The sequence below is a fragment of the Nonomuraea sp. NPDC059023 genome, assembly GCF_042740095.1.
In the GTDB taxonomy this organism is placed as follows: domain Bacteria; phylum Actinomycetota; class Actinomycetes; order Streptosporangiales; family Streptosporangiaceae; genus Nonomuraea.
Window position 1 is genome coordinate 288,355 of the sequence record NZ_JBHYIO010000001.1, and the last position, 24,237, is coordinate 312,591.

Below are 24,237 nucleotides of genomic sequence, written 5' to 3' on the forward strand. Positions count from 1 at the left end.
GCCTTTCGGGAAAAAACTACACCGTCAGGACTACGGGTGCAGATGCCCGTCGATCAAGCCGTCGAGGCCGAGACGGATCAAGGACTGGCCCAGCGCGCTGGCCTCGCGCAGCGCGTCTTCGAGATCGGCCAGCTGGCGGAAGGCGGCGCCGTACTCGCGCTGCTCCTCCATGGACACCCGGGGCAGGCGCGTGCGGCGGGCGTCGAAGCGGCTGGAACCGGTCGTGGCGCGGCCGCCCGCGCCGCGCAGGAAACCGGCGAGGAAGTCGGCGTCGAGGCGGCGCGGGTCGACGCGGTAGAGGGTGAGGTGCGGGCCGAGCACGCCGTCGGGCTCGCCGATGACGCGGACGCTGGAGTAGGAGGCCACGACGTCGCCGGGCAGTACCGGGACCAGACCGGTGGACGGCGTGGTGCGGCCGGACGGCGGCGAGCCCTGCGCCACGTCGTCGGCGGTCAGCACGGGCAGCTCGCCGCCGTCGGCGGCCATGCGCGGCGGCGCCTGCAGCACCGCGACCAGCCCTTCCTTGATGAGGTCGCCGACCGTGGTGACGGGCCGCTCCAGCGGCTGGTCGAGAACCTTCAGATCCGGCGGTACGGCGGAGGCCGCCAGGAACCTGTCCCGGGCCTCGGTGAACGCCCTGCCCAGATCCTCCAGGCGGCGATGCCGGGCCGGGGTCATGTCGACCTCGTCGGCGAGCAGGTCGATGATGCGTACCGTCTGCTCGGAACGGTCCTCCAGGTGCGCGCGCCAGGCGGGCTCGACGGCGGACAGGTCGTCGGTGGCGTCCACGATCAGCACGTCGGACGGCGGGCGCTCGCCCTGCGTGGGACGGCGCAGCAGCCACAGGTCGGAGCCCGGCAGCGCGATCACCGCGCGCAGGGCGCCGGCGCGCAGGAGGTTGGCCCGGATGCGGCGGCCGGGCTTGCGGCTGGCGGCGGCGGGCGGCATGAGGATCGCGACCGTGCCCCCGGGCCGGACGTGGGTGAGGCAGTGTTGTACCCAGGCCAGTTCGGACTCGCCGCGCGGCGGCAGGCCGTGCTCCCAGCGGGGGTCGCCGGTGAGCTCCTCGTAGCCCCAGGCGCGCTCGTTGAAGGGCGGGTCGCAGACGACGGCGTCGACCTTGGCGCCGGCGAAGCCATCGCGGCGCATGGAGTCGCCGGCGACGATCTCGGCCTCGTGGCCGCCGAGCCGCAGCCGGGCGGCGGCGATGCGGGCGGAGGAGGCGCTGAGGTCCTGGCCGAGGTAGCGCGGCCCGGGGACGGCGCCGGCGGCGGCCAGGAGGAGGGTGCCGACGCCGCAGGCCGGGTCGAGAACGGTCCCGCCCTCCGGTACGGCCAGCCGTACCATCAGCGCGGCCACTTCCTCGCGGGTGACGGACAACTGGCGGGAGTGGGCTTCCAGGTAGCGCTCGCAGAGGAAGTCGTAGGCCGCCGCGGCGCCCTCCTCGCCGGCCAGCTCGGTGATCATCGCGGCCAGTTCCGGGTCCGGCACGCTCTCGCCGCCGGTCAGCAGCGCGCCGGCCTCGGCGACGAGTTCGCCGAGCCGCAAATCTCCGGCGGCTTTCAGGCGTTGCCACACCCGGTCGGCCAGTGATACCTGGTAGGACTTCCCATAGCGCAGCAGCCAGGCCTCGACCTGGCGCAGCAGGAACAACGGCTGGTTGGCGGTTCCGCCGACCGGCTGGGGGAAGTCGTCGTGGCGGCGGCGCCAGTTGCTGACCGCGGCACGCCCGACACCGGCGAGCCGGGCGATGTCCCCGGCGTTGACGGTGGGGTCGTGGCTCATGACGCCCACAGTAGTTCACAAGAGTCTTCAGCGCATCTGCTTGTGAAGTCTTTCAACCAATGATTTACTGCAGGGTATGAAGCACAACATCCGCTATGCCGCGGGATCAGACGTGGGCCGCCGCAGAGAGCAGAACGAGGACGCGGGCTTCGCGAGCGCCCGCCTGCTCGTCGTGGCGGACGGCATGGGCGGGCACGCGGCGGGAGAGCTGGCGAGCTCGGCCGCGATCGCCGTCATGCGCGAGCTGGATGCGTCGCTTCCCGAGGCGGGCGCCGATTTGGAGGCCGCGCTGGAAGGCGCCGTGCACGAGGCGGCGCGCCGGCTGGTCGAGCTGGCCGACATCGACCCCGCGCGCCGGGGGATGGGCACCACGGTCACCGCCACGTTGTGGGACGGCTACCGCTTCGCGCTGGCTCATCTGGGTGACTCCCGTGGGTACCTGCTTCGCGACGGTGCTCTCTACCAGATCACCAAGGATCACACACTTGTGCAGTCCATGGTGGACGAAGGGCGGATTACCGAGGACCAGGCGGCGGTGCATCCGCGCCGGTCGATGGTGCTGCGCGTGCTGGGCAGCGAGGGCAGGGCGGAGCCGGACATGTCGCTGCGCGAGGCCGATCCTGGAGATCGTTACCTCCTCTGCTCCGACGGGCTGACCGGGGTCCTGGGGCCCGAGATCCTGCACGAGATTCTGACCACTGTGGCCGACCCGGCCGTCGCCGTCCAGAGGTTGATCGATCTTGCCAACCAGGGCGGCTCGCCGGACAACGTCACCGTCATCGTGGCGGACGTCGTGTCGCCGGGTGAGGGCGACGCGAAGGTCTTCCGCGTCGGGGCTGGTTCCTAAGCCGCGTAGTAGCTAGTCACCCGCGTCACAAAAGCCACATTTTGCCACCCCAGTGACTATCTTCCGGATGTACGGCACGCGATCACGAAGGCGCTACTACAGTCCATCGTGATCTGCCGGTTATCTGGGAGGAGTCGTCCTGGACCCGATCGCTGAAGATCTTCTGGAAAAGGTCCGCCCGGAGCTCGGATACCGGGAAAAGGGCGGGCAGCACACCAAGTTCGGCGAGTGGTACGCGGATCGCCTCCAGGATCCCCAGTACAAGAACGCGCCGTGGTGCGACATGTTCATCGCGTGGGCCGCGGAGAAGGCGGGCGTCGGCGAGTACGTCGGCCAGTTCGCCTGGACGCCCTCGCACGCCGCCTGGTTCATCAAGCAGGGCGCCTGGTCGCGTACGCCCGAGCCCGGCGCCCTGGTCTTCTACGACTGGAGCGGCGGCAAGAGCTACAAGGGCGTCGACCACGTGGGCATCGTGGAGAAGGTCGACGGCACCAAGATCCGCACCATCGAGGCGAATGTCGACAAAGTCTGGTTAAAGCGGAAATTTCGTGACCAGGAGAAAGTCGTCGGCTACGGCCTGCCCCGCGTGGTCAAGGAGAAGATGCTGGCCGGCACGCTCAAGCCCACCGAGCAGCCCACCGCCTACGCCCCCGAGCTCAAGACCTACACCGAGACCCCCGCCGGCGATTCCCCGCTTGACCTTCTCGGCACCCCGCAGGCCCTGCTCGCCTTCATCGTGCTGACCACCGTCGTGGTCAGCTTCCGCCTGGCCGGCCGCAGCCGTGGCACGCACCGCAGGGTCCTTCGCGATCTCGTCCCATGGAACGCGCCAACCCCGGAGCCCCCACAGGAACCGGCGGAACCTCCGGTGCGCGAACGCGCGCCCAACCGCTTCCACGAAGGGCCGCCGCCGATCCATCGCACCCATGTCAGAACGCGGGGCCGCAGGCCGTACGAACGCCTCTGAGAGGGGCGGTCACCTGCGACGCTGGGCATTTAGTAGGACGTCCTAGTAGTTTGTAGGTGAGGCCCCTCACGAAGGAGTGATCTGGCGTGCACGTTCCGGCCCACCCTGTCCGATTCGTGACCGCGGCGGCGTTGTTCGACGGCCACGACGCCGCGATCAACATCATGCGCCGCATCCTGCAGACCCAGGGCGCGGAAGTGATCCACCTCGGCCACAACCGCTCGGTGGACGAGGTCGTCACCGCCGCCATCCAGGAGGACGTCCAGGGCGTCGCCATCAGCTCCTACCAGGGCGGCCACGTCGAGTACTTCTCCTATCTCGTCGAACTGCTGCGCGAGCGCGGCGCCGGACACGTCAAGGTGTACGGCGGAGGCGGCGGCGTCATCGTCCAGGACGAGATCGACCTGCTCCACTCCCGCGGCGTCACCCGCATCTTCTCGCCCGAGGACGGCCAGCGGCTCGGCCTGCCCGGCATGATCAACAAGCTGATCGAGGAGTGCGACGTCGAGCTCGGCGGCGCCCCCTCGGCCGAGGCCGTGCTCTCCGGCGACCAGGCAGCCCTCGCCAGGGCGATCACGCTGATCGAGTCGGGCCGCGCCGCGGAGGACCTCCTCGCCGGCATCCGCGGCGCCCAGCGGCACGCCCCGGTGCTCGGCATCACCGGCACCGGTGGCTCCGGCAAGTCCTCGCTGACCGACGAGCTGGTCCGCCGCCTGCGCGTGGACAACGACGACAAGCTGCGCATCGCCGTCATCGCGATCGACCCGACCCGCAGGCGCGGCGGCGGCGCCCTGCTCGGCGACCGCATCAGGATGAACAGCCTGGGCGCCCAGACCTTCTTCCGCTCCCTGGCCACCCGCGGCGCGGTCGCCGAGGTCCCCGAGCACCTGGACGACGTGGTCGCCGCCTGCCGGGCGGCCGGCTACGACCTGGTGATCGTGGAGACGCCGGGCATCGGCCAGGGCGACGCCGGCATCGTCCCCCACGTCGACGTGCCCATCTACGTGATGACGCCCGAGTTCGGCGCGGCCTCCCAGCTGGAGAAGATCGACATGCTCGACTTCGCCGAGGCCGTGGCCATCAACAAGTACGAGCGGCGCGGCGCCGAGGACGCCCTGCGCGACGTACGCCGCCAGATCGTGCGCAACCGTGAAGCCTTCGGCGCCAAGCCGGAGGACATGCCCGTCTTCGGCACCATCGCCGCCCGCTACAACGACGCCGGTGTCACCGCCCTCTACCAGCACGTCAAGGAGCTGCTGGCGGAGAAGGGGCTGCAGGCCGGACCGGGGCTGCTGGCCAGGGTCCAGGGCCGCACCTCGCAGGTGTCGGCGGCGATCGTCCCGCCCGCGCGGGTGCGCTACCTGGCCGAGATCGCCGAGGGCGTGCGCGCCTACCACGCCGAGACCCTGGCCCAGATGGACGTGGCCCGCCGCCGCCAGCAGCTCGCCGGCGTCCGCGACATGCTGGGAGAGGACGCCTCGCGCCTGGACGAGCTGCTCGGCCGGGCCGAGTCCGACCTGTCGGCCGAGTCCCGCGCCCTGCTCGACGACTGGCCCGCCACCAAGGAGGCGTACCAGGCCGACGAGCTCGTGGTGAAGGTCCGCGACAAGGAACTGCACACGCCGCTCTGGCGCGAGACCCTGTCGGGCAACCGGATCCCCCGCGTGGCCCTGCCGCGCTTCGAGGACCACGCCGAGCTGCTGCGCTTCCTCAGGAGCGAGAACCTGCCCGGACGCTTCCCGTTCACCGCGGGCGTCTTCCCGTTCAAGCGCGACGACGAGGACCCGACCCGGATGTTCGCCGGAGAGGGCGACCCGTTCCGCACCAACCGGCGCTTCAAGCTGCTGTCGGAGGGCCAGCCGGCCACCCGCCTGTCCACGGCGTTCGACTCGGTGACCCTGTACGGCCACGACCCCGACCTGCGCCCGGACATCTACGGCAAGGTCGGCACCAGCGGCGTGTCCATCGCGACCCTGGACGACATGAAGGTGCTCTACGACGGCTTCGACCTGGCCGCCCCGAACACCTCCGTCTCCATGACCATCAACGGCCCCGCCCCGACCATCCTGGCCTTCTTCCTCAACGCCGCCATGGACCGGGCCCTGGAGCGCGATCCCGACGCGGACCCGGACGCGGTCAGAGCCGCAACCCTGGCCAAGGTGCGGGGGACCGTACAGGCGGACATCCTCAAGGAGGACCAGGGCCAGAACACCTGCATCTTCTCCACGGAGTTCTCGCTGCGGATGATGGCCGACATCCAGGAGTGGTTCATCCAGAACCGGGTGCGGAACTTCTACTCCGTCTCCATCTCCGGCTACCACATCGCCGAGGCCGGGGCGAACCCGATCAGCCAGCTCGCCTTCACCCTGGCCAACGGGTTCACCTACGTCGAGGCGTACCTGGCGCGCGGGATGAACGTGGACGACTTCGCGCCGAACCTGTCGTTCTTCTTCTCCAACGGGATGGACCCCGAGTACTCGGTGCTCGGGCGCGTGGCCCGTCGCATCTGGGCGGTGGCGATGAGGGAGAGGTACGGCGCGGGCGAGCGCTCCCAGAAGCTCAAGTACCACGTCCAGACCTCGGGCCGGTCCCTGCACGCCCAGGAGATGAACTTCAACGACATCCGCACCACGCTGCAGGCCCTGATCGCCATCTACGACAACTGCAACAGCCTGCACACCAACGCCTACGACGAGGCGGTGACCACGCCGTCGGCCGAGTCGGTGCGCCGCGCGATGGCCATCCAGCTGATCATCAACCGCGAGTGGGGCCTGGCCCGCAACGAGAACCCGGTGCAGGGCGCGTTCATCATCGACGAGCTCACCGACCTGGTCGAGGAGGCGGTGCTGCGGGAGTTCGAGCGGCTGTCCGACCGCGGCGGCGTGCTGGGCGCGATGGAGACCGGCTACCAGCGCGGCAAGATCCAGGACGAGTCGATGCTCTACGAGACCCGCAAGCACGACGGCTCGCTGCCGATCATCGGCGTCAACACCTTCCGCAACGGCGACGACGGCGGGGAGCCGCACAAGAAGCTGGAGCTCGCCCGCGGCACCGAGGAGGAGAAGCGCTCGCAGCTCGACCGGCTGCACGCCTTTCACGAGCGCAACCGCGCCGAGGCCCCGGCGGCCCTGGCGAGGTTGCGTGAGGCGGCGATGTCGGACGGCAACGCCTTCGCGGCGCTGATGGAGGCGGCCCGGGTGTGCTCGCTGGGCCAGATCACCGACGCGCTGTTCGAGGCGGGCGGGCAGTACCGGCGCAACGTTTAGGTCGTCCCCAACTCGGTCATGGTTCGGGGCATGACGACCCTTGCTGAGCAGTTTGTACAGGTCTTGATTCAGGCCGGTGTGGAACGGGTCTACGGGGTCGTGGGCGACAGCCTCAACCCCATCGTGGACGCGATCAGGCGCTCCGGCTCCATCGAGTGGGCACACGTGCGCAACGAGGAGGCCGGGGCGTTCGCCGCCGCCGCCGAGGCCCAGGTGACCGGGCGGCTGGCGGTGTGCGCCGGCAGCTGCGGTCCCGGCAACACCCACCTGATCCAGGGCCTGTACGACGCCCAGCGCAGCGGCGCGCCCGTGCTCGCGCTGGCCTCGCACATCCCGAGCACGCACATCGGCACCGGCTACTTCCAGGAGACCCACCCGGAGCGGCTGTTCACCGAGTGCAGCGTCTACTGCGAGGCGATCAACTGGCCGGCCCAGATGCCGAAGGTGCTGCGCAGCGCGATCCAGCACGCGATCGGGCTCGGCGGCGTCGGCGTCGTCGTCCTGCCCGGCGACGTGGCCCACCAGAAGGCGGCGGCCCCGGTCGGGCGGCACGACATGCTGGTGCGGCGCGGCGTCGTGCACCCGCCGGCCGACCAGGTCGCCCAGCTGGCCGGCGCGCTCAACGCGGCCGGGAAGGTCACGCTGTTCTGCGGCGCGGGCGTGCGCGGCGCCCACGACGAGGTCATGTCGCTGGCCGCGCGCCTGAACGCGCCCGTCGGCCACGCCCTGCGCGGCAAGGAGTGGATCCAGTACGACAACCCGTTCGACGTCGGCATGAGCGGCCTGCTCGGATACGGCGCCTGCTACGAGGCGATGAGCGAGGCCGACCTGGTGGTGCTCGTCGGCACCGACTTCCCCTACACCGACTTCCTGCCGGGCACGAAGACCGTGCAGATCGACGCCGACCCGGCGGTGTTCGGCCGGCGGACGCCGCTGGACCTGGCCGTGCACGGCGACGTGGCCACGACGCTGCGGGCCGTACTGCCGAAGGTGGAGCAGAAGAGCGACCGGCGCTTCCTCGGCAAGATGCTGCGCGAGCACTGCAAGAAGCTGGAGCACGTGGTCGAGGCCTATACACGCGACATCAAGGACAGGGCGCCCATCCACCCCGAGTACGCGGCGAGCATCCTGGACGAGGTGGCCGCAGACGACGCGGTCTTCACCGTGGACACCGGCATGTGCAACGTCTGGGCGGCCCGCTACCTCACCCCGAACGGCCGGCGGCGGGTGATCGGCTCCTTCAAGCACGGCTCGATGGCCAACGCGCTGCCGCACGCCATCGGCGCCGCGTTCGCCGACCGCGGCCGCCAGGTCGTCTCCATGTCCGGCGACGGCGGGCTGGCCATGCTGCTCGGCGAGCTGATCACGGTCAAGCTGCACAACCTGCCGGTGAAAACGGTGGTGTTCAACAACTCCTCGCTCGGCATGGTGAAGCTGGAGATGCTCGTGGACGGCCTGCCCGACTTCGGCACCGACCACGAGCAGGTGTCCTACGCGGCGGTGGCGGCGGCCGTCGGCATCCCGTCGGTCACCGTGACCAGGCCGGGGGAGATCCGCGAGGCGCTGACGAAGGCGTTCGACGCCGACGGTCCCTACCTCGTGGACCTGATCACCGACCCGGACGCGCTGTCGATCCCGCCGAAGGTCTCGGCCGAGCAGATGAAGGGGTTCGCGCTGGCCGCCGGGAAGATCGTCCTGTCCGGCGGGGTCGGCAAGATGGTGGACATGGCCAGGTCGAACCTCCGGAATGTGAAGGGCATATGATCGCCTGCTGGGGAGCACAGCTAACTGGAGGTTTTCATGTCCGAGATCACGTTCAAGGGCAACCCGGTCACGGTCGGCGGCACGTTCCCGCGGCCCGGTGACAGCGCGCCCGGCTTCACGCTGGTGGCCAAGGACCTGTCCGACGTCTCGCTGGCCGACTACGGCGACAAGTACAAGGTCCTCAACATCTTCCCGAGCATCGACACCGGGGTCTGCGCGGCGTCGGTGCGGCGCTTCAACGAGGTGGCCGGCGACCACCCCGGCGCCGTCGTCCTGTGCGTCTCGGCCGACCTGCCGTTCGCGCAGGGCCGCTTCTGCGGCGCCGAGGGGCTGGACAAGGTGGTGACGCTCTCGCTGATGCGCGGCAGGGAGTTCCTGTCCGACTACGGCGTGGCGCAGGAGAGCGGCCCGCTGGCCGGTCTCGCGGCCCGCGCGGTCGTCGTGCTCGACGGCGAGAACAAGGTCGTCTACTCCGAGCTGGTCCCGGAGATCGTGCAGGAGCCCGACTACGAGGGCGCGCTCAAGGCACTCAAGTAAGGGTCAGGTCTTCCGGCCGATTCCGCAGAGGATGAGCGACTTCTCCGGTTGGCCGGGGAAGTCGATCATGTCGGTGTCGTCGGGACGCCATTCCGGCAGCCAGACGACACCCGGCTCCTCCATCGCGAAGCCGTCGAACAACGCCGCGATCTCGTCCCTGCTGCGCAGCGTCAGCGGGCTGGCGGAGTTCTGGTAGACCTCGGTGCCCTTGGTCACCGCCGCCGCGCGGGCGTCGCTGGTGCCGTGGGACAGGACGAGGTAGCTGCCGGGCGCCATCGCGTCCCTGAGCGTCGCGATGATCCGGCCCGGGTCCTCCGAACGGGCGACGAAGTGCAGCACCGCCACGAGCAGGATGCCGACCGGGCGGTCGAAGTCGATGCCGAGCTCGCCGTCCTTGAGGATCTCCTCGGGATGGCGCAGGTCGCCGTGGACCACGGAGGTGTCGCTGTCGAGGGCCAGCAGCGCCCTGGCGTGAACGAGCACGACCGGGTCGTTGTCCACGTACGCCACCCGTGCGCCGGGCGGCGCGACCTCGTGCACGTTGCCCTGCGTGGGCAGGCCGGTGCCGATGTCCAGGAACTGCGTGATCCCCTGCCCCGACAGGTGTCTCACCGCACGTCCCAGGAAGGCGCGGTTGGCGCGGGCGGCGGCCCTCAGTTCGGGCGCCACCCGTAAGATCTTCTCCGCCGCCGCCCGATCGGCCGGGAAGTTGTCCTTGCCGCCCAGGTAATAGTCGTACAGCCGGGCGGCGTTGGGCTTGTTCGGATCGAAGCCCCTCGAACTCCTCTGGTCCAACCGGTGATCCCCCGATCACGAATAGTCGGCCTTTGCTGCGATCCTACGTATTCAACCCGTGACGTGGCGCGAGATCGGCCATAACGTCCGGGAGGGGATCACCGTGCTATAGGACGCGGTACGCGATACTGGGCCGTGTGCTGAGCGACGACACCGGCGCCCCTTCGGCGGTGCCGGACCAGGTGAAGCGGATCGTCTCGCTGGTCCCCTCGCTGACCGAGTCGGTCGCCGCCACCGTGCCCGAGTCGCTGGTCGGCGCGACCGACTGGTGCTCGCACCCCGCGGACCTGGACGTGACCCGCGTGCGCGGCACCAAGAACCCCGACCTCGACGCCATCGTGCGGCTGCGGCCCGACGTGGTCCTCGCCAACTTCGAGGAGAACCGCGAGCCGGACATCCTGGCGCTGCGGGAGGCCGGAATCCCGGTCTGGGTGACGGTGATCAGGACGGTGGAGGAGGCGTTCACCTCGCTGGCCAGGATGTTCGAGCTGGCCTGCCGTACCACGGCGCCGCCCTGGCTGGCCGCGGCGCGGGCGGCCTGGGACCTGCCGGAGCCCGCCGTACGCGCGAGCGCCGTCGTACCGATCTGGCGGCGCCCGTGGATGGTCGTGGGCAGCGGCACCTTCACCGGTGACGTGCTGCGGCGGCTCGGCGTCGACAACCTCTACGAGGGGCACGCCGAGCGCTATCCCAAGATCCCGCTGCCCGACCTGGTCGCCGCCGCCCCCGACCTGGTCGTGCTGCCCGACGAGCCCTACGCCTTCTCCGCCGGCGACGGCCCCGAGGCCTTTCCCGGGCTGCCGTGCGCGCTGGTGAGCGGGCGCCTGCTCACGTGGTACGGGCCGTCGCTGGCCGTCGCCCCCGCCCTGCTGGGCCAGGCGCTGGGCCGTACCTAGGCGCGATCGGCCAGCGGGGGACCTTCCAGCGCCGCGTCCACGGCGTCGGGGGACAGGACGTGCTCCGTCACGATGACCGCCGTGCCCACGATGCCGGCGCGCCCGCCGAGCGCGCTGGTCACGATGTCGAGATTGCGGGTCGTGTACGGCAGGCTCCGCCGGTAGACGCTCTCCCTGATACCCGTCAGGTAATGCTCCCGGGTCTCGGCCATGTCACCGGCCAGCACCAGGACTCCCGGGTTGAGCAGGCTCACCGCGGTGGCCAGCACGATCCCCAGCGTACGGCCCGCCTCCTGGGCCCGCGCGATGGCCGTGGGGTCACCGGCCTGCACCAGCCGGACGACGTCGCGGCTGGAGGCCTGCCCGAGGTCGACGGCGAGCGCGTGACCGCTGGCCAGCGAGGCGACGCAGCCGCGTGAGCCGCAGGTGCAGACCCGGTCGTCGCTGTCGCGCAGCCGTACGTGGCCGAGGTTGCCCGCGGCCGCCTCCACGCCCCGGTAGATCTGGCCGTCGATGACGATGCCCGCCCCGATCCCGGTGGAGACCTTGATGAGCAGGAGGGAGGGCGTCTCGCGCCAGTGGGTCCACCACTCGCCGAGCGCCATCGCCTTGGCGTCGTTCTCCACCAGGATCGGCACGTCGAAGCCGGCCCCGATGGCCTGGGCGATCGGGTACTCGTCCCAGCCGGGCATCAGGAACGACCTGACGGCCCGGCCCGAGGCGTGGTCGACGGAGCCGGGCAGGTCGACGCCGATGCCGCAGACCCGGTCGCGGGAGTGCCCGGTCCGGTCGAGCAGGCGCTGGAAGGCCTGGCGCACCCAGGTCAGGACGGGTTCGGGGCCGAGCTCGATGCGGATCTCGGTGTGTTCCTCGGCCAGCGGGCGGGCGGCGAGGTCGGTCAGCGCCACGCGGGCGTGGCCGGCGCCGAGGTCGGCCACGAGCGCGAACCGGTTGGTGGAGTCGATGTCGAGCACCGACGGCGGGCGCCCGCCGCCGGAGATGGCGACGCCGGACTCGTGGATGTATCCGGCCTCGATGAGCCGGTCGACCCGGTCGGTGATCGTCGAGCGGGACAGGCCGGTGAACTCGATGAGTTCCTTGCGCGTGCGGCAGGAGCCGTTCCTGATGAGCTGGAGCACCTGCCCTGCCGTGAGCATGGCCTATCCCTTCTCCGCCCCGGCGGTGAGCCCTTCGGTCAGCAGCCGCTCGCTGGCGAAGAAGACGATCACGATGGGCAGCGTCAGAACCACCGATCCTGCCATGAGAACCGTGGTCGGGATCTCGATACTGCCCGCGAGCTGGGAGAGCCCGAGGGAGACCGTCCATCTTTCCCGCCGCTCGACCAGGAAGAGCAGGGCGAACAAGAACTCGTTCCAGGCGATCATGAAGGCGTACAGTCCCGTCGCCATGAGCGCCGGCTTGGACAGCGGCAGCACCACCCGCCAGATGGTCTCCACCCGGGAGCAGCCGTCGATGGCCGCCGCCTCCTCGACGCTCTGCGGGACGGTCTCGAAGTAGTTGCGCAGCATGTACACGGTGACCGGGACGGTCTGGGCGATGTACACGAGGATCAGACCGGCCAGGGAGCCGCGCAGGCCCATCATCGTGAACAGCACGAACAGCGGGATGGCCAGCACGATGGCGGGGAAGAGGTAGACGGCCAGGAACAGGAAGTGCACCTGCCGGCGGCCGAAGAAGCGCAGCCTGGCGACGGCGTACGCGCCCGGGATGGAGATCAGCAGCGTGACCGCCACCGAGGAGACGGCGATGATCGCGCTGTTGCCCATGAAGGTCAGGAAGCCCTGCCGGGTCAGGACGTCGGCGTAGGTGCTCAGGGTGAAGGCGTTCGGCCAGAGCGATCCGGGTTCGAGTATCAGTTCCTGGATGTCGCGTACCGACAGCATCACCATGTAGAAGAACGGGAACGCGGTGATCACGAACAGGAAGGCGATCACCAGCGGCCGCAGCGCGCGAAGCAGCGCGCGCTCGAACCTATCCCTGCTCACGCGCACCTCCCGAGAAGAAGCGCAGGTAGATCACCAGGAAGACGACGAGCACCGCGGCCAGCACGATGGCCTGCGCGGCCGAGGCGCCGATGTCGTCGCGGGCGGTCAGGAAGTTGTAGACGCGCACCGAGACCACTTCGGTGCCGGCGCCGCCGCCGGTCAGCAGGTAGACGTCGTCGAACTTGGTGAAGGTGAAGACGAAGCGCAGCACCGACAGCAGGGCGATGATCCGCCAGAGCTGCGGCATGATCACGTAGCGGAAGCGCTGCGTGGGCGTGGCCCCGTCGACCACGGCCGCCTCGTCGAGTTCCTTGGGCAGGGCCTGCAGCCGGGCCAGGATGAACAGGAAGGCGAACGGGAAGTACCGCCAGGCCTCGAAGGCGATCACCGTCAGCAGCGCCACCGGGACCTCGATGCCCAGGAAGGTGCCGCGGGCCTGCGACAGGAAGGCGATCGGCTCGCTCAGCCAGGTGTTGACGATGCCGTACTGCGGGTTCAGCATCACCTCCCACAGGAACGCCACGGCCACCACGGGCGCCACGTACGGCACCAGGATCGACGCCCTGACCAGCGTCCGACCCGGGAACCTGTCCCGGAGCGCGAGCGCGGCCACCAGCCCGACGGCGATCGACAGCGCGGTGCCGGCGACCGTGTAGACGAGCGTGTTGACCAGCGCCGACCAGAAGCCCGGCTCGGAGATCACGTAGGTGAAGTTCTCCAGCGTGTAGTGGCCGAAGATCCCGACCCGCCTGATGTTGATCAGCCGGACGTCCTGGAAGGCCAGCATGACCGCCCACAACAGCGGCACCACGACCACGACCAGCGTGACCACCAGCGTGGGCGAGATCAGCGCGAGCCCGGCCCTGCCCTCCTGCTGCCGGAGCGTCCCCCTCACTGGCGGATCCCGCGTTTGATGCTCTCCACGTCCGCCTTGGCCTGCGCCGCGGCGGCCTCGGGCGTCAGCGAGCCCTCGACGATCCCGCTCAGCGCCTTGGGCACCGGCAGCTCGCCCATCGTGACACCGACCAGCTTGCCCTGCCCCTGCGGGATGCCCCAGCGGCCGAAGGTGTCGGGGCTCTTGCGCAGCGCCTCCAGCGTCGCGGCAGGGTACAGCTCGGCCAGCGGCTTCTTGGTGTCCACCCCGGCGGGCAGCTTGGCCCACACGCCGGCGAACTCCGGCCGGGTGGGGAACTTGCCCTCGGGCGCCATGCCCATCCAGCGCTCGTAGCCCTCGTTCATCATGTACGCGACGAACGTGGCCGCCGAGTCCTTGGCGGCGTCGCGGGTGACGGCCCAGGAGACGATCTCGCCGTACTGCGCGGGCGCGGCGCCGTCCGGGCCCTTCAGCGCGGTCACCACGCCGGTGTTCGCGGCCAGCCACTCCTTGTCGGTACGGCACGCCGTGCAGGAAGGCAGTGCGTCGTTCCGCAGCCCGGCCATCTCGTCGAGGATGAACGACGACCAGATCATCATGGCCGCCTTGCCGGAGAAGTACGTGGCCCGGGTCGAGTCGACGTCCTGCTTGCCCTTGACCGAGTACTGCTTGGCCAGCGTGGAATAGAACGTGAAGGCCCGTACGCAGTTGGGCGAGGCCAGGGCGACGTTGCCCGAGCCGTCCACCAGCTCGCAGCCGTTGGCCAGTGCCACGTGCTCGAAGCTCTGGGCGGTGAAGGAGTCCTTGGGCGCGACCGCCAGCGTGATGCCGGCGACGTCGGGGCCGTGCAGCTTGGCGGCGGCGGCCTGCAGCCGCTCGTAGGTGTCCGGCGGCTCCAGCCCGGCCTTCTCGAACAGGTCCTTGCGGTAGAGGATCAGCTGGGCCCAGCCGTCGCTGGGCACGGCCAGCAGTTTGCCGTCGGCGGTGTTGAGGTCGAGCGCCCGCTTGGAGAAGGTGGCGCGGCCGAGCCGGTCGGCGACCTTGCCCGGCGTCTCGGTGTCGAGCAGGTCGTTGGCCTCCATCTCGCGTACCGCCGCCAGGGGGAGCGCGCCGATCACGTCGGGCAGGTCGCCGGCGGCGGCGGCCGCGGTCAGCGTCTGGCTGAACTGGTCCTCGGCCACCGGCACCAGCTTGACCTTGATCTTGGTCTTCTGCGTGAACTCGTTGACGATCTTGTTCTGGACGTCCATCCGGTCCGGGAGGTTCTCCTCGGTCCAGACGGTGATCTCGGTGGCGGCGGCGGGCCGGCTGCCCCCGCCGCCGTCCCCGCAGGCGGTCATGGCCGCGACCAGCGCGGCGGCGCTGAGAACGGCGGTTGCCTTTCCTGGCATGGCACGCTCCTCGGTCTGCACCCGGCGCTCCGAGCAGCCCGACGCCAGGTCTCCGGCAAGGCCCCCGCGAAAGGGGTTGGGCCGCCTTTACCCCGCGATGAGCGGCCGCAACGTGTGATAGGCGATCCCGAGACCGGTCCGGACCCTCGCCGGGTCGCCACTCCACACCGGATCCTCGTGCTCTACCGACACCACCCCGTCGTACCCGCCTTCCTGAAGTGCGTCAATGACCCGGGTCCAGTCGACCTGCCCGCGGCCGGGAACCCGGAAGCGGTACCAGCCCTTCTCGCCGCCGATCGGGCCGTGGAACCCGGTGTGGTCGATCAGGCCGCCGAGTATCTCGGTGTCCTTGGCCTGGACGTGCGCGATCTCCGACACGTACGGCCGCGCCGCCGCCACCGGATCGATGCCCAGCGCCACCAGGTGCGAGGGGTCGTAGTTGAGCTTGAGCCCGAGCCCGAACATCCATTCCCACAGCTCGGGCGAGTAGGCCAGGTTGCCCGGGTATCCATCGGGGTGCCAGCTCTTCATGACGCAGTTCTCGATGACGAGATCGACCCCGTGCCCCTTGGCGTGCTCGACCAGCGGGCCGAAAACGTCCTCGGCCTTCTTGAGGTTGTCGTGCACGGTCATCGCGGCGTCGCGGCCGACGAAGGTGCCCACGGTCGGGCAGCCGAGCGCGGCGGCCGCCTCGACGCAGTGCCGCACGTGCGCGTTCACCTGCGGCCCTTCGGTTGGGTGCAGGTTGTTCTCGTAGTAGGCGATCGAGGAAAGGGTGAGTCCGGTGTCCGCGAAGATTCGCCTGACCCGCTCGTATTCGATCTCATCGAAACGCTCTACTCTGATGTGATTTCGGTCATCCGTTGCCGGCCATCCGGCTACTTCCAGGGCTTCGAATCCCTGGTCGACGGCCCAGCGTGCGATGTCGGAAAGGTTGCTTTCCGGAAGACACGCTGTTAGGAACCCCAATTTCATCGGCTACCTCCAACAAAAGTCGTAGACTTGCGAGTGCTGATTACACAACTATCGCGTGCAAACAAGCACTAAATCCGTGACTTTTGTTTGATAAAAAAGCGTAAGTGTGGGGAATGCACGTCATCACCATTCAAGGGCCAGGTGCTGTCCGCGTCAGTCTGGAGCCAACCGGTGAGCTGGAGCCGGGCTGCGTGCGGGTCCGCACGATCTACTCAGGTGTCTCGGCGGGGACGGAACTCACCGCCTATCGCGGCACCAACCCGTATCTCACGAAAAAGTGGGATACCGAACAGCGGTTGTTCGTCGAGGGCCGGACACACGCCTACCCGCTGACCGGCTGGGGCTACCAGGAGGTCGGCGAGGTCGTCGAGGCCGCTCCCGACGTACGCGAGCCGGTGGTGGGCAACGTCGTCTGGGGCATCTGGGGTCACCGCGAGGAGGCCGTCGTGCCCGCCGAGCGGCTCGCCGGGCACCTCATGCCGCCCGGCGCGGACCCGCTGACCGGCGTCTTCGCCCGCGTCGGCGCCATCGCGCTCAACGCCGTCCACGCGGCGGACCTGCACCTGGGCGACCAGGTCGCGATCTTCGGCCAGGGCGTCATCGGCCTGCTCGCCACCCGCCTCGCCGTGCTCAGCGGCGCCCGCGTGGTCGCCGCCGACGCCATCCCCGAGCGGCTCGAACTCGCCCGGCGCTTCGGCGCCGCCGAGACCTACGACGTGCGCGAGGGCTCGGTGGCCGAGTTCATCCGCAAGCGCGTCGTGGGCGCCGACGTCGCCATCGAGCTCAGCGGCAGCCATACCGGCCTGCACGAGGCCATCAGGACCGTCCGCAGGGGCGGCCGGGTCGTCGCGGCCGGCTTCTACCAGGGCGACGGGCTCGGGCTGCGGCTCGGCGAGGAGTTCCACCACAACCAGGTGCAGCTCATCGCCTCGCAGATCGGCGGCGTGGCCGCGTGGCTGGCGCACCGATGGGACGTGGAACGGCTCCAGCGCACGTTCATGGAGCTCGTCCACCGCGCCGAGGTTCGCGCGGAAGACCTGGTCAGCCATGTCATGGACGCCGCCCAGGCGGCCGAGGCCTTCGAGCTGATCGACCGCCGCCCGTCGGAGGTGCTCCAACTCGTCTTCAAGTTCAAGGAGCCAGCGTGAAGCTTGCCGTACAGGAGCAGCTGCTGCCGGGGCGCACCCTGCAGGAGAAGTTCGCCTTCGCGGTCGATGCCGGATTCGACGCGATCGAGCTGCGTGGGAAGGGCGACTTCCACTTCGCCGGGCGGCTGACCGAGCTGAAGCGGGCGCTCGCCGACGGCGTGGTCATGCCGACCGTCTGCGTGGACATGCCGCACTTCATCGGCGACTTCGACGCCGCCAAGCGCACCGACGCCATCCAGCAGGTGCGCTCCCAGCTCACGGTCATCGCCGAGCTGGGCGGGATCGGGGTCATGACGCCCGCCTCGTGGGGGCAGTTCTCGCGGCGGCTGCCGCCGTTCGAGCCGCCGCGCAGCCCGGGGGAGGACCGCGAGGTGCTGGCCGAGGCGCTCGGGGTGCTCGGCGAGCACGCGCAGCGCAACGGCGTGCTGATCATGCTGGAGCCGCTCAACCGCTACGAGAACCACATGGTCAACACCCTGGCCGAGGCGGTGTCCTACTGCTCCATGGACGCGATCAAGGTCGTCGGCGACACGTACCACATGAACATCGAGGAGGACGATCCCTGCCGATCGCTGGTGGAGGCCGCGCCGTACCTCGCGCACATGCAGATCAGCGAGTCCAACAGGAACCAGCCCGGCACCGGGCACCTCGACTGGGGTTCCCAGCTGGCCGCGCTGGACGCCACCGGGTACGAGGGCTATCTGGCGCTGGAGTGCCGGCTTCGCGGCGAGCCGGAGATCGTGCTGCCGCAGACCGCGGCGTTCGTCAGGAAGTTCCTGTGATCCGCGAGGCGGTGCGCGTCCTGGTCGCCAACTGGGACGGCAGCTACACCGTGCCCTCGCGGCGGCTCTATCCCCACCAGTGGAGCTGGGACTCGGCCTTCGTCGCGATCGGCAACGCCCGCTGGTCGCCGCGACGGGCCAGGTCCGAGCTGCTGTCGTTGTTCGGCGCGCAGTGGCGCGACGGGCGGGTGCCGCACATCGTCTTCAACCCGGAGGTGCCCGACGGCGCCTACTTCCCCGGCCCCGACGTCTGGGAGGTCCGCGCGCCCTCCGGCTCGGCCACCTCGGGCATCGTGCAGCCGCCGGTGCACGCGCTGGCCGCCTGGCGAGTCCACCTGGCCGACCCCGATCCCGCCTTCCTGCGCCGCATCTACCCGCGGCTCGTGGCCCAGCAGCGGTTCCTGCGTACCGCGCGCCGCTCGGCGGACGGCCTGATCTCGATCGTGCACCCGTGGGAGTCCGGCATGGACAACAGCCCCGCCTGGGACGAGCCGCTGGCCGCCGTCCAGGCCGGGCCCATGGGCGCGCGGCGCAGGGACCTCGCCCACGTCAGCGCCGACGAGCGGCCCACCGACCGCGACTACGAGCGCTACACCGCGCTGGCCCGCGCCTACCGCGACACCGGCTACCGCAGGGCGGGTGCGTTCGCGGTCGAGGATCCGCTGTTCAACGCCGCGTACGGCGTCGCCGAGACGTCACTGGCCCGCATCGCCAAGGCCATCGGCCTCGACCCCGACCCGCACCACCGCGAGGCCGCCGAGATCACCGCGGCCATGGTCGCCCACCTCTACGACGACGGCCTGTTCCACGCCCGCGACGCGAGCACCGGCTGCCCGATCCGCTCCCAGAGCGCCGCCGGGCTCGTCCCGCTCATGCTGCCCGACCTGCCGCGCGAGATCGCCCACGCGCTCATCGGCACCGCACTCGACCGCTTCGAGATCAAGAACGGGCTGCTGCCCAGCTACGCCCCCGGCACCCCCGAGTTCGACCCGGCCCGTTACTGGCGCGGGCCGAGCTGGCTCAACCTGACCTGGCTGGTCTGGCAGGGGCTGCGGCACCGCCGGCCCGACCTGGCCGAGGCGCTGGCCGACGGCATGGTCGGCGCGGTGGCCCGGTCGGGCTTTCGCGAGTACTTCGACCCGTTCACCCGCGCCGGGCACGGCTGCCGGGACTTCAGCTGGTCAGCCGCGCTCATCCTGGACGTCGCGGCAGAGCACGGCCTGGAGGGCCTCCCTGCGGCGGGCGGCGAGGTCGCGAAGGAGCTCGGGCGCCTTGCCGAAGCGGACGACGTCGGTGATCACGTGCTCACGTAGCCACGGGCCGATGCGGTGCAGGAGCTCGACGGTCTCGCGCGAGAGGCGGTCGCGGTCCCAGGCGTGGGCCATGCCGCGCGGCACCCGGCCGATCTGCGCGCAGCGCAGGCTCAGGCCGTTGTGGTGGAACTCCTCGCCGAGCCGTACCAGGCCGGCGCCGCCGGTGTAGAAGGCCAGGTCGATCGCGCTGCCCTGGGGGCGCAGCAGCTTGAGCGCCAGTGCCAGCGCCCGTTCCTGGCCGCGGCACTGGAAGACCACGTCGGCGCCGTGGTCGTTCGGGCCGTGCCGCCAGCGGCGCTTCAGCTGGAACGCGTCCTCGGCCAGCAGCGTCTCCACGCCGAGCGCGGCGGCCACGCACAGCCGCGCGGGGGTCTCGTCGACCACCACGACCTCGGTCCCGGCTCCCGCGCCCGCCGCGAACGCCGCCACCAGCAGCCCGACCACGCCCGCCCCGACGACCGCCACCCGCCGCCCGCGCACCCCGTCGAGCAGGTCGCGCGCGCCGGGCCCGAGCAGGTCGTGCGCCGCGTGCAGCAGGCCGTTGGCGCAGATCGGCCCCATGTGCGCGGCGTAGATCCCGAGCAGCGGGTCGAGGTCGGCCGGCAGCTCGACGAAGCGGTCGCGCAGCGGGTCGGCGGCGTAGGCGGTGCGGTGCCCGTAGGCCATCGCGACGATCCGCCCCACGGCGACCGCGTCGGTGCGGCTGTCCACCACCATCCCCACCTGCATGTAGCCGATGCCGCGCACCGGGTAGGCCATCACCGGCCCGCCGGTGCCGAACAACCCGAGCGCCGGGTCCCACGAGGTGTTCAGGTAGGGGTTGGTGCCCTTGACGTAGGTCAGCTCGGTCCCGGCGGAGACGCCGCTGTAGACGGTCTCCACCAGGAAGCCGCCCGGCGCCGCCATGGGCATCGGCTCCGAGATCAGGCTGACGCGCTCAGGCCCGTCGATGCTGAGCACCTCAGCCATCCAGCACCACCGGCTCCCGCGTGGCCGCCGACCGCGCGACCGCCTGCGCCAGACGGTGCGTCTTCAGCGCCTCGTGGTACGGCACGCGTACGTCGGCCGGTTTCCCCCGCACCGCGTTGACGAACTCCCTGTCCACGTGGATCTTGGCGGCCCCGCCGTCCTCGATCACCGTGCGCCCGTCGACGACCAGGCGTTCCTCGCCCAGGTCGAGCGTGACGCCCTCGGCGTGCACCTCCAGCCCGGCGCGCTGCTTGCCCGCGCACAGGCTGGTGGCGGCCAGCGTGCCCGCCGCGCCGCCCGCGAAGCGCAGCACCGCCGCCGTGGCCCGGTCGATCTCGCCGTCCGCGGCCCCCTCCGACGGTACGGCGTGCACCATCGCGACCTCGCCCACCAGCACCCTGGCCAGGTCCAGCACATGGACGGCCTGCTCGACGATCTGGCCGCCGGAGGTCTCGGTACGCAGCCACCAGTCCACGGGCGGCACCTTGTCGAGCCAGTGGCCGAGGGCCAGCCGTACGGGGCGGCCGGCGAGCAGTTCGCGGGCTTTCCCCAGGATGTCGAGGTAACGCCAGTGGTGACCGACGGCGGAGGGAAGGTCGCGGCGGGTTATCTCGGCGGCGATCTTTTCCGCGGTTTCTAGATCAGTTGCTAACGGCTTTTCTACAAAAAGCGGGAGATTGCACGACAAAGCATCTGTCTCCGGGTTACCGTGCGCGAAAGGCGGCACGCACACGTAGACGGCATCCAGTCCGCCGGCGTCCAGCAGGTCGGTGTGACTCCCGTAGGCCAGGGAGCCATGCCGAGAGGCCAGTGCTTCGGCCTTGTGGGGAACCGCGTCGGCGATTCCGGCAATCGTCACGTCGGGGAATGACGAGAGCACGTCTGCGTGACGGGCGGCGACATTTCCAGCACCTATGATGCCGATTCGAGTTATTGGCGACACAGGATGGCATATCCCACATCCGCTGATGAACAAACGAAAATGTTCGAACTCCTATCGGCAGGGCATGTGTCGCCATCCGTGACCTGAGACGATCGGGGTGAGCGCATGGAGACGGATCCGCGGGTCCGGGACTGGTACCGGCGGCGCACCAGCAGAGCCGCCGACTGGTCGCCGGACACACTGGTGGCCGCCAAGGGGGCGACCACGGTGAGCGTGGTTCTCCCGGCCCGCGACGAAGAACGCACGGTCGGGCCGATCGTCTCGGTGATCCGCCGCGACCTCGCCGACCTGGTGGACGAGATCGTCGTCGTGGACTCCCGCTCCACCGACGCCACCGCCGCCGTGGCCGCCGCCGCGGGCGCCACGGTCGTGCGCCAGGACGACGTGCTGGCCCACCTGCCGCCGCTGTCGGGCAAGGGCGAGGCCCTGTGGAAGGGGCTGGCCGCCAGTTCCGGCGACCTCGTCGTCTTCGTCGACGCCGACTTACGCGACTTCCCCTCCTCCTTCGTCACCGGCCTGCTCGGGCCGCTGCTGCTGGACACGGGGGTGCACTTCGTCAAGGGCGCCTACGAACGGCCGCTGAACGGCCGGCGCGGCGAGGGCGGCCGGGTCACCGAACTCGTCGCCCGGCCCCTGCTCAACCTGTGGTGGCCGGAGCTGTCCGGGTTCGTCCAGCCGCTAGGCGGCGAGTACGCGGGCCGGCGGACGGCCCTGGAACGCGTGCCGTTCGCGACCGAGTACGGGGTGGAGCTCGGCCTGCTGGTGGACCTGCTCGAACTCGTCGGCCTGGACGCCATGGCCCAGGTGGACCTGGGCTGCCGCACCCACGCGCACCAGTCCACGGCGGCGCTCGGCCGCATGGCCGCCCAGATCATGCTCACCGCGTGGACCAGGCTCGAACGCCAGGGCCGGGTGGTGTCGGCGGCGGCGCCCGCGCACAGCCTGCTCCAGTTCGACCCCGAACGGCGGGCCGCCCGCGCCGACGTGTCCGTGGCCGAGCGCCCGCCGCTGGCCTCGCTGGCCATCGAGGAGGACGTCGCGTGAACATCCTGATGAACGCCGGCCCGTGGCTGGAGGTGCCGCCGCCCGGCTACGGCGGGATCGAGAACGTGGTGGCCACGCTGGTGCCCGCGCTGCGCGAGCGGGGCGTACGCGTGGTGCTGGCCTCGGTGGGGTCCAGCACCGTCGAGGCCGACGAACTGGTCGCCGCCTTCCCCGAGGGGCAGTTCGCCCACCTGCAGAAGCCGTACAACCAGGTGATGGGGCTTGCCCACGCCCACCAGGCGCGGGTGGCGCGGGAGTTACGCGGCCGCGACGACATCGACCTCGTCCACGATCATCTGGAGGTCGTCGGCCCCGCGGTGCTGTCGGCGCTCGGCGGGCCGCCGGTGCTCCACACCCTCCACTGGGACCTGCGCAAGCACCCCGGCTTCTACGGCGCCTGGCCCCGGGAGATCGCCGTCAACGGCGTCTCCCACGACCAGCTCACCCGCGCTCCCGCCGCCCTGCGCGCCGCCGCCGTGGGCGCCGTCCACCTGGCCACCCCGCTGGCCGAGCGCGACCTGCGTTTCCCGCGCGGCGCGCACCTCGTGGTCATGGGCCGGATCTGCCCGCTCAAGGGCCAGCACGTCGCCGTCCGCGTGTGCCAGAAGCTCGGCCTGCCGCTGGTGCTGGCCGGCCCGGTCAGCGGCCTCGGCGGCCCCGCCGAGCTGGAACGTGTCCTGGAAGACCCGGAACATCCGCTCCACGGACACCCCGACGTCCGCTACCACCGCGACCACATCGCCCCCCACCTGGACGGCGAGCTGATCCGCTGGGCCGGCGGCGTCGCCGGGGACCGGCGCGACGAGCTCTACGGCAGCGCCAGAGCCGCCCTCTTCCCCCTGCAGTGGGACGAGCCGGGTGGCACCGCCGTGGTCGAGGCCCTGGCCCTGGGCGTCCCGGTGGTCGGCCTGCGCCGCGGCTGCCTGCCCGAACTGGTCGAGCACGGCCGTACGGGCTTCCTGGCGGACAGCGAGGGGGAACTCGCCGAGTGGCTGGGGCGCGTCGGCGACCTCGACCCGGAGGAGTGCCGCCGCGAGGCCCGCGCCCGGTTCACCCCGTCCGTGATGGCCGAGCGCTACCTGGAGCTCTACGCCCGGCTCAGTTGAAGCCCCGCGGCAGTACCGCCACCGGGCAGACCGAGGCGCGCAGCACCTTCATCGCCAGCTCGCCCAGGAAGACCCGGTGCGCCTGAGCGTCCTCGCTGCTCGCGCAGACCAGCAGGTCGCCGGGCGGCCACTCGACCGCGCCGATCGCGGCCGCCACGTCGTAGCCTTCGGCGATCTCCGCCTCGGCCTCGATGCCGGTGCCCTCCCACGCCAGCCGTACGGCGAGGGCGAGGTCGTCGCGCAGCCGGCCGGCGTCGTCGGTGCGCAGGTCCAGCGTGATCAGCCGCAGCGGCACCCCGAGCAGCAGCGCCGCCTGGGCCACCCGCTCCACGGCCTCGTCGCACTGCGGCCGGTGCACGTACGCCAGCGTCAGCCGGGTCGGCGCGGCCGGCGGGCGGTAGCCGGCCGGGGCCAGCATCACCGCCTCGCTCGACAGGTGCAGCAGGTGGTCGGAGGTGCTGCCGATCGCGATGCGGCCGTGCTGCCCGCCGTCCGCGGAGCCGACCACGATCAGGTCCGCCTTGATCCGGCTGGCCAGCACCGCCAGGCCGCGGCCGGCGCCGCGGCTCTCGAACGCCATGTACTCCGCGGGCCGCTCGCCGAGCTCGCCCGCGGCGTGGGCCAGGTTCGCCTGCGCCTCGACCGCCTGGCCGGGGCTGCCCGGCGGGTAGATGGTCGCCACCGTGAGCTCACCGCCGGTGACCTGCGTGATCGCGGTCCCCAGCGCGAGCGCGTCCCGTCCTCCAGCGTCGCCGGTGTACCCGACGATCACGTGCGCACCGATCACGCATCCCTCTCTACCCGCTCTGAGCAGGGAATACGCGGATTC

General features: G+C 70.7%; 20 protein-coding genes and 1 pseudogene. 11 read left to right on the forward strand and 10 right to left on the reverse strand.

Annotated features, from left to right (window positions below):
- Positions 1 to 30: 30 nt before the first annotated feature.
- Entirely contained in the window at positions 31 to 1,785 is a 1,755-nt protein-coding gene (locus tag ACFWYW_RS01315; protein WP_379609017.1) for a class I SAM-dependent DNA methyltransferase, read from the reverse strand.
- A 76-nt stretch (positions 1,786 to 1,861) separates the two neighbouring features.
- Between ACFWYW_RS01315 and ACFWYW_RS01320 the strand changes: the two genes are divergently transcribed.
- The 5 genes from ACFWYW_RS01320 to tpx all read left to right on the forward strand — a co-directional run bounded on the left by ACFWYW_RS01320 (position 1,862) and on the right by tpx (position 9,166).
- The gene (locus ACFWYW_RS01320; RefSeq protein WP_379609019.1) at positions 1,862 to 2,632 is read left to right on the forward strand and encodes a PP2C family protein-serine/threonine phosphatase; all 771 of its coding nucleotides are present in this window, start codon (positions 1,862 to 1,864) and stop codon (positions 2,630 to 2,632) included.
- Between the two features lie 163 nt (positions 2,633 to 2,795).
- Positions 2,796 to 3,599 carry a CHAP domain-containing protein gene (locus ACFWYW_RS01325; protein WP_379609349.1) on the forward strand — a complete coding sequence of 268 codons (804 nt, stop codon included), beginning with the start codon at positions 2,796 to 2,798 and terminating at the stop codon, positions 3,597 to 3,599.
- 86 nt (positions 3,600 to 3,685) lie between these two features.
- Positions 3,686 to 6,865, forward strand: a complete 3,180-nt coding sequence (gene icmF / locus ACFWYW_RS01330) for a fused isobutyryl-CoA mutase/GTPase IcmF (RefSeq protein ID WP_379609020.1) — start codon at positions 3,686 to 3,688, stop codon at positions 6,863 to 6,865.
- A 30-nt stretch (positions 6,866 to 6,895) separates the two neighbouring features.
- Positions 6,896 to 8,629 carry a pyruvate dehydrogenase gene (locus ACFWYW_RS01335; protein WP_379609021.1) on the forward strand — a complete coding sequence of 578 codons (1,734 nt, stop codon included), beginning with the start codon at positions 6,896 to 6,898 and terminating at the stop codon, positions 8,627 to 8,629.
- A 36-nt stretch (positions 8,630 to 8,665) separates the two neighbouring features.
- The gene (gene tpx, locus ACFWYW_RS01340; protein WP_379609022.1) at positions 8,666 to 9,166 is read left to right on the forward strand and encodes a thiol peroxidase; all 501 of its coding nucleotides are present in this window, start codon (positions 8,666 to 8,668) and stop codon (positions 9,164 to 9,166) included.
- Positions 9,167 to 9,169: 3 nt separating this feature from the next.
- Here the strand turns inward: tpx and ACFWYW_RS01345 are convergent, their stop codons facing one another.
- Entirely contained in the window at positions 9,170 to 9,961 is a 792-nt protein-coding gene (locus tag ACFWYW_RS01345; protein ID WP_379609023.1) for an SAM-dependent methyltransferase, read from the reverse strand.
- A gap of 140 nt (positions 9,962 to 10,101) precedes the next feature.
- Here ACFWYW_RS01345 and ACFWYW_RS01350 point away from each other — a divergent pair, with 140 nt between their 5' ends.
- Complete coding sequence (locus ACFWYW_RS01350) at positions 10,102 to 10,857, forward strand: helical backbone metal receptor (protein WP_379609350.1); 756 nt, start codon at positions 10,102 to 10,104, stop codon at positions 10,855 to 10,857.
- Here ACFWYW_RS01350 and ACFWYW_RS01355 read toward each other — a convergent pair.
- The 5 genes from ACFWYW_RS01355 to ACFWYW_RS01375 form a co-directional block, all read right to left on the reverse strand.
- Positions 10,854 to 12,014, reverse strand: coding sequence for an ROK family transcriptional regulator (locus tag ACFWYW_RS01355; RefSeq protein ID WP_379609024.1), 1,161 nt, complete (start codon positions 12,012 to 12,014; stop codon positions 10,854 to 10,856). The genes ACFWYW_RS01350 and ACFWYW_RS01355 overlap by 4 nt on opposite strands.
- A gap of 3 nt (positions 12,015 to 12,017) precedes the next feature.
- A complete protein-coding gene (locus ACFWYW_RS01360; protein ID WP_379609026.1) occupies positions 12,018 to 12,863 on the reverse strand; it encodes a carbohydrate ABC transporter permease in 846 nt (281 codons plus the stop codon).
- Positions 12,850 to 13,758 (reverse strand): carbohydrate ABC transporter permease, encoded by a 909-nt coding sequence (locus ACFWYW_RS01365; protein ID WP_379609027.1) that lies wholly within the window; start codon positions 13,756 to 13,758, stop codon positions 12,850 to 12,852. The genes ACFWYW_RS01360 and ACFWYW_RS01365 overlap by 14 nt, the downstream gene beginning before the upstream one ends.
- Entirely contained in the window at positions 13,755 to 15,128 is a 1,374-nt protein-coding gene (locus ACFWYW_RS01370) for an ABC transporter substrate-binding protein (RefSeq protein ID WP_379609028.1), read from the reverse strand. Before ACFWYW_RS01370 ends, ACFWYW_RS01365 begins: the two co-directional genes overlap by 4 nt.
- An 87-nt stretch (positions 15,129 to 15,215) precedes the next feature.
- Entirely contained in the window at positions 15,216 to 16,103 is an 888-nt protein-coding gene (locus ACFWYW_RS01375) for a sugar phosphate isomerase/epimerase family protein (protein WP_379609029.1), read from the reverse strand.
- 191 nt (positions 16,104 to 16,294) lie between these two features.
- Between ACFWYW_RS01375 and ACFWYW_RS01380 the strand changes: the two genes are divergently transcribed.
- From ACFWYW_RS01380 to ACFWYW_RS01390, 3 genes and pseudogenes are all read left to right on the forward strand, one after another.
- Positions 16,295 to 17,251 carry a zinc-binding alcohol dehydrogenase gene (locus ACFWYW_RS01380; RefSeq protein ID WP_379609030.1) on the forward strand — a complete coding sequence of 319 codons (957 nt, stop codon included), beginning with the start codon at positions 16,295 to 16,297 and terminating at the stop codon, positions 17,249 to 17,251.
- On the forward strand, positions 17,248 to 18,033 hold the full coding sequence (locus ACFWYW_RS01385; RefSeq protein WP_379609031.1) for a sugar phosphate isomerase/epimerase family protein: 786 nt from the start codon (positions 17,248 to 17,250) through the stop codon (positions 18,031 to 18,033). The genes ACFWYW_RS01380 and ACFWYW_RS01385 overlap by 4 nt, the downstream gene beginning before the upstream one ends.
- A gap of 50 nt (positions 18,034 to 18,083) precedes the next feature.
- Positions 18,084 to 19,205: pseudogene (locus ACFWYW_RS01390) on the forward strand (hypothetical protein); the annotation flags it as partial.
- Positions 19,206 to 19,214: 9 nt separating this feature from the next.
- Here ACFWYW_RS01390 and ACFWYW_RS01395 read toward each other — a convergent pair.
- Together ACFWYW_RS01395 and ACFWYW_RS01400 are read right to left on the reverse strand one after the other, a co-directional pair.
- On the reverse strand, positions 19,215 to 20,315 hold the full coding sequence (locus ACFWYW_RS01395) for a zinc-binding dehydrogenase (protein ID WP_379609032.1): 1,101 nt from the start codon (positions 20,313 to 20,315) through the stop codon (positions 19,215 to 19,217).
- Positions 20,308 to 21,258 carry a Gfo/Idh/MocA family protein gene (locus tag ACFWYW_RS01400; protein WP_379609034.1) on the reverse strand — a complete coding sequence of 317 codons (951 nt, stop codon included), beginning with the start codon at positions 21,256 to 21,258 and terminating at the stop codon, positions 20,308 to 20,310. Before ACFWYW_RS01400 ends, ACFWYW_RS01395 begins: the two co-directional genes overlap by 8 nt.
- A 105-nt stretch (positions 21,259 to 21,363) precedes the next feature.
- Between ACFWYW_RS01400 and ACFWYW_RS01405 the strand changes: the two genes are divergently transcribed.
- Together ACFWYW_RS01405 and ACFWYW_RS01410 are read left to right on the forward strand one after the other, a co-directional pair.
- Positions 21,364 to 22,302 carry a glucosyl-3-phosphoglycerate synthase gene (locus tag ACFWYW_RS01405; RefSeq protein ID WP_379609035.1) on the forward strand — a complete coding sequence of 313 codons (939 nt, stop codon included), beginning with the start codon at positions 21,364 to 21,366 and terminating at the stop codon, positions 22,300 to 22,302.
- On the forward strand, positions 22,299 to 23,408 hold the full coding sequence (locus ACFWYW_RS01410) for a glycosyltransferase (protein WP_379609036.1): 1,110 nt from the start codon (positions 22,299 to 22,301) through the stop codon (positions 23,406 to 23,408). Before ACFWYW_RS01405 ends, ACFWYW_RS01410 begins: the two co-directional genes overlap by 4 nt.
- Here ACFWYW_RS01410 and ACFWYW_RS01415 read toward each other — a convergent pair.
- Positions 23,401 to 24,195: a universal stress protein gene (locus ACFWYW_RS01415; protein ID WP_379609037.1), complete on the reverse strand. Its 795-nt coding sequence runs from the start codon at positions 24,193 to 24,195 to the stop codon at positions 23,401 to 23,403. The two genes, ACFWYW_RS01410 and ACFWYW_RS01415, sit on opposite strands and share 8 nt — an antisense overlap.
- Positions 24,196 to 24,237: the final 42 nt, after the last annotated feature.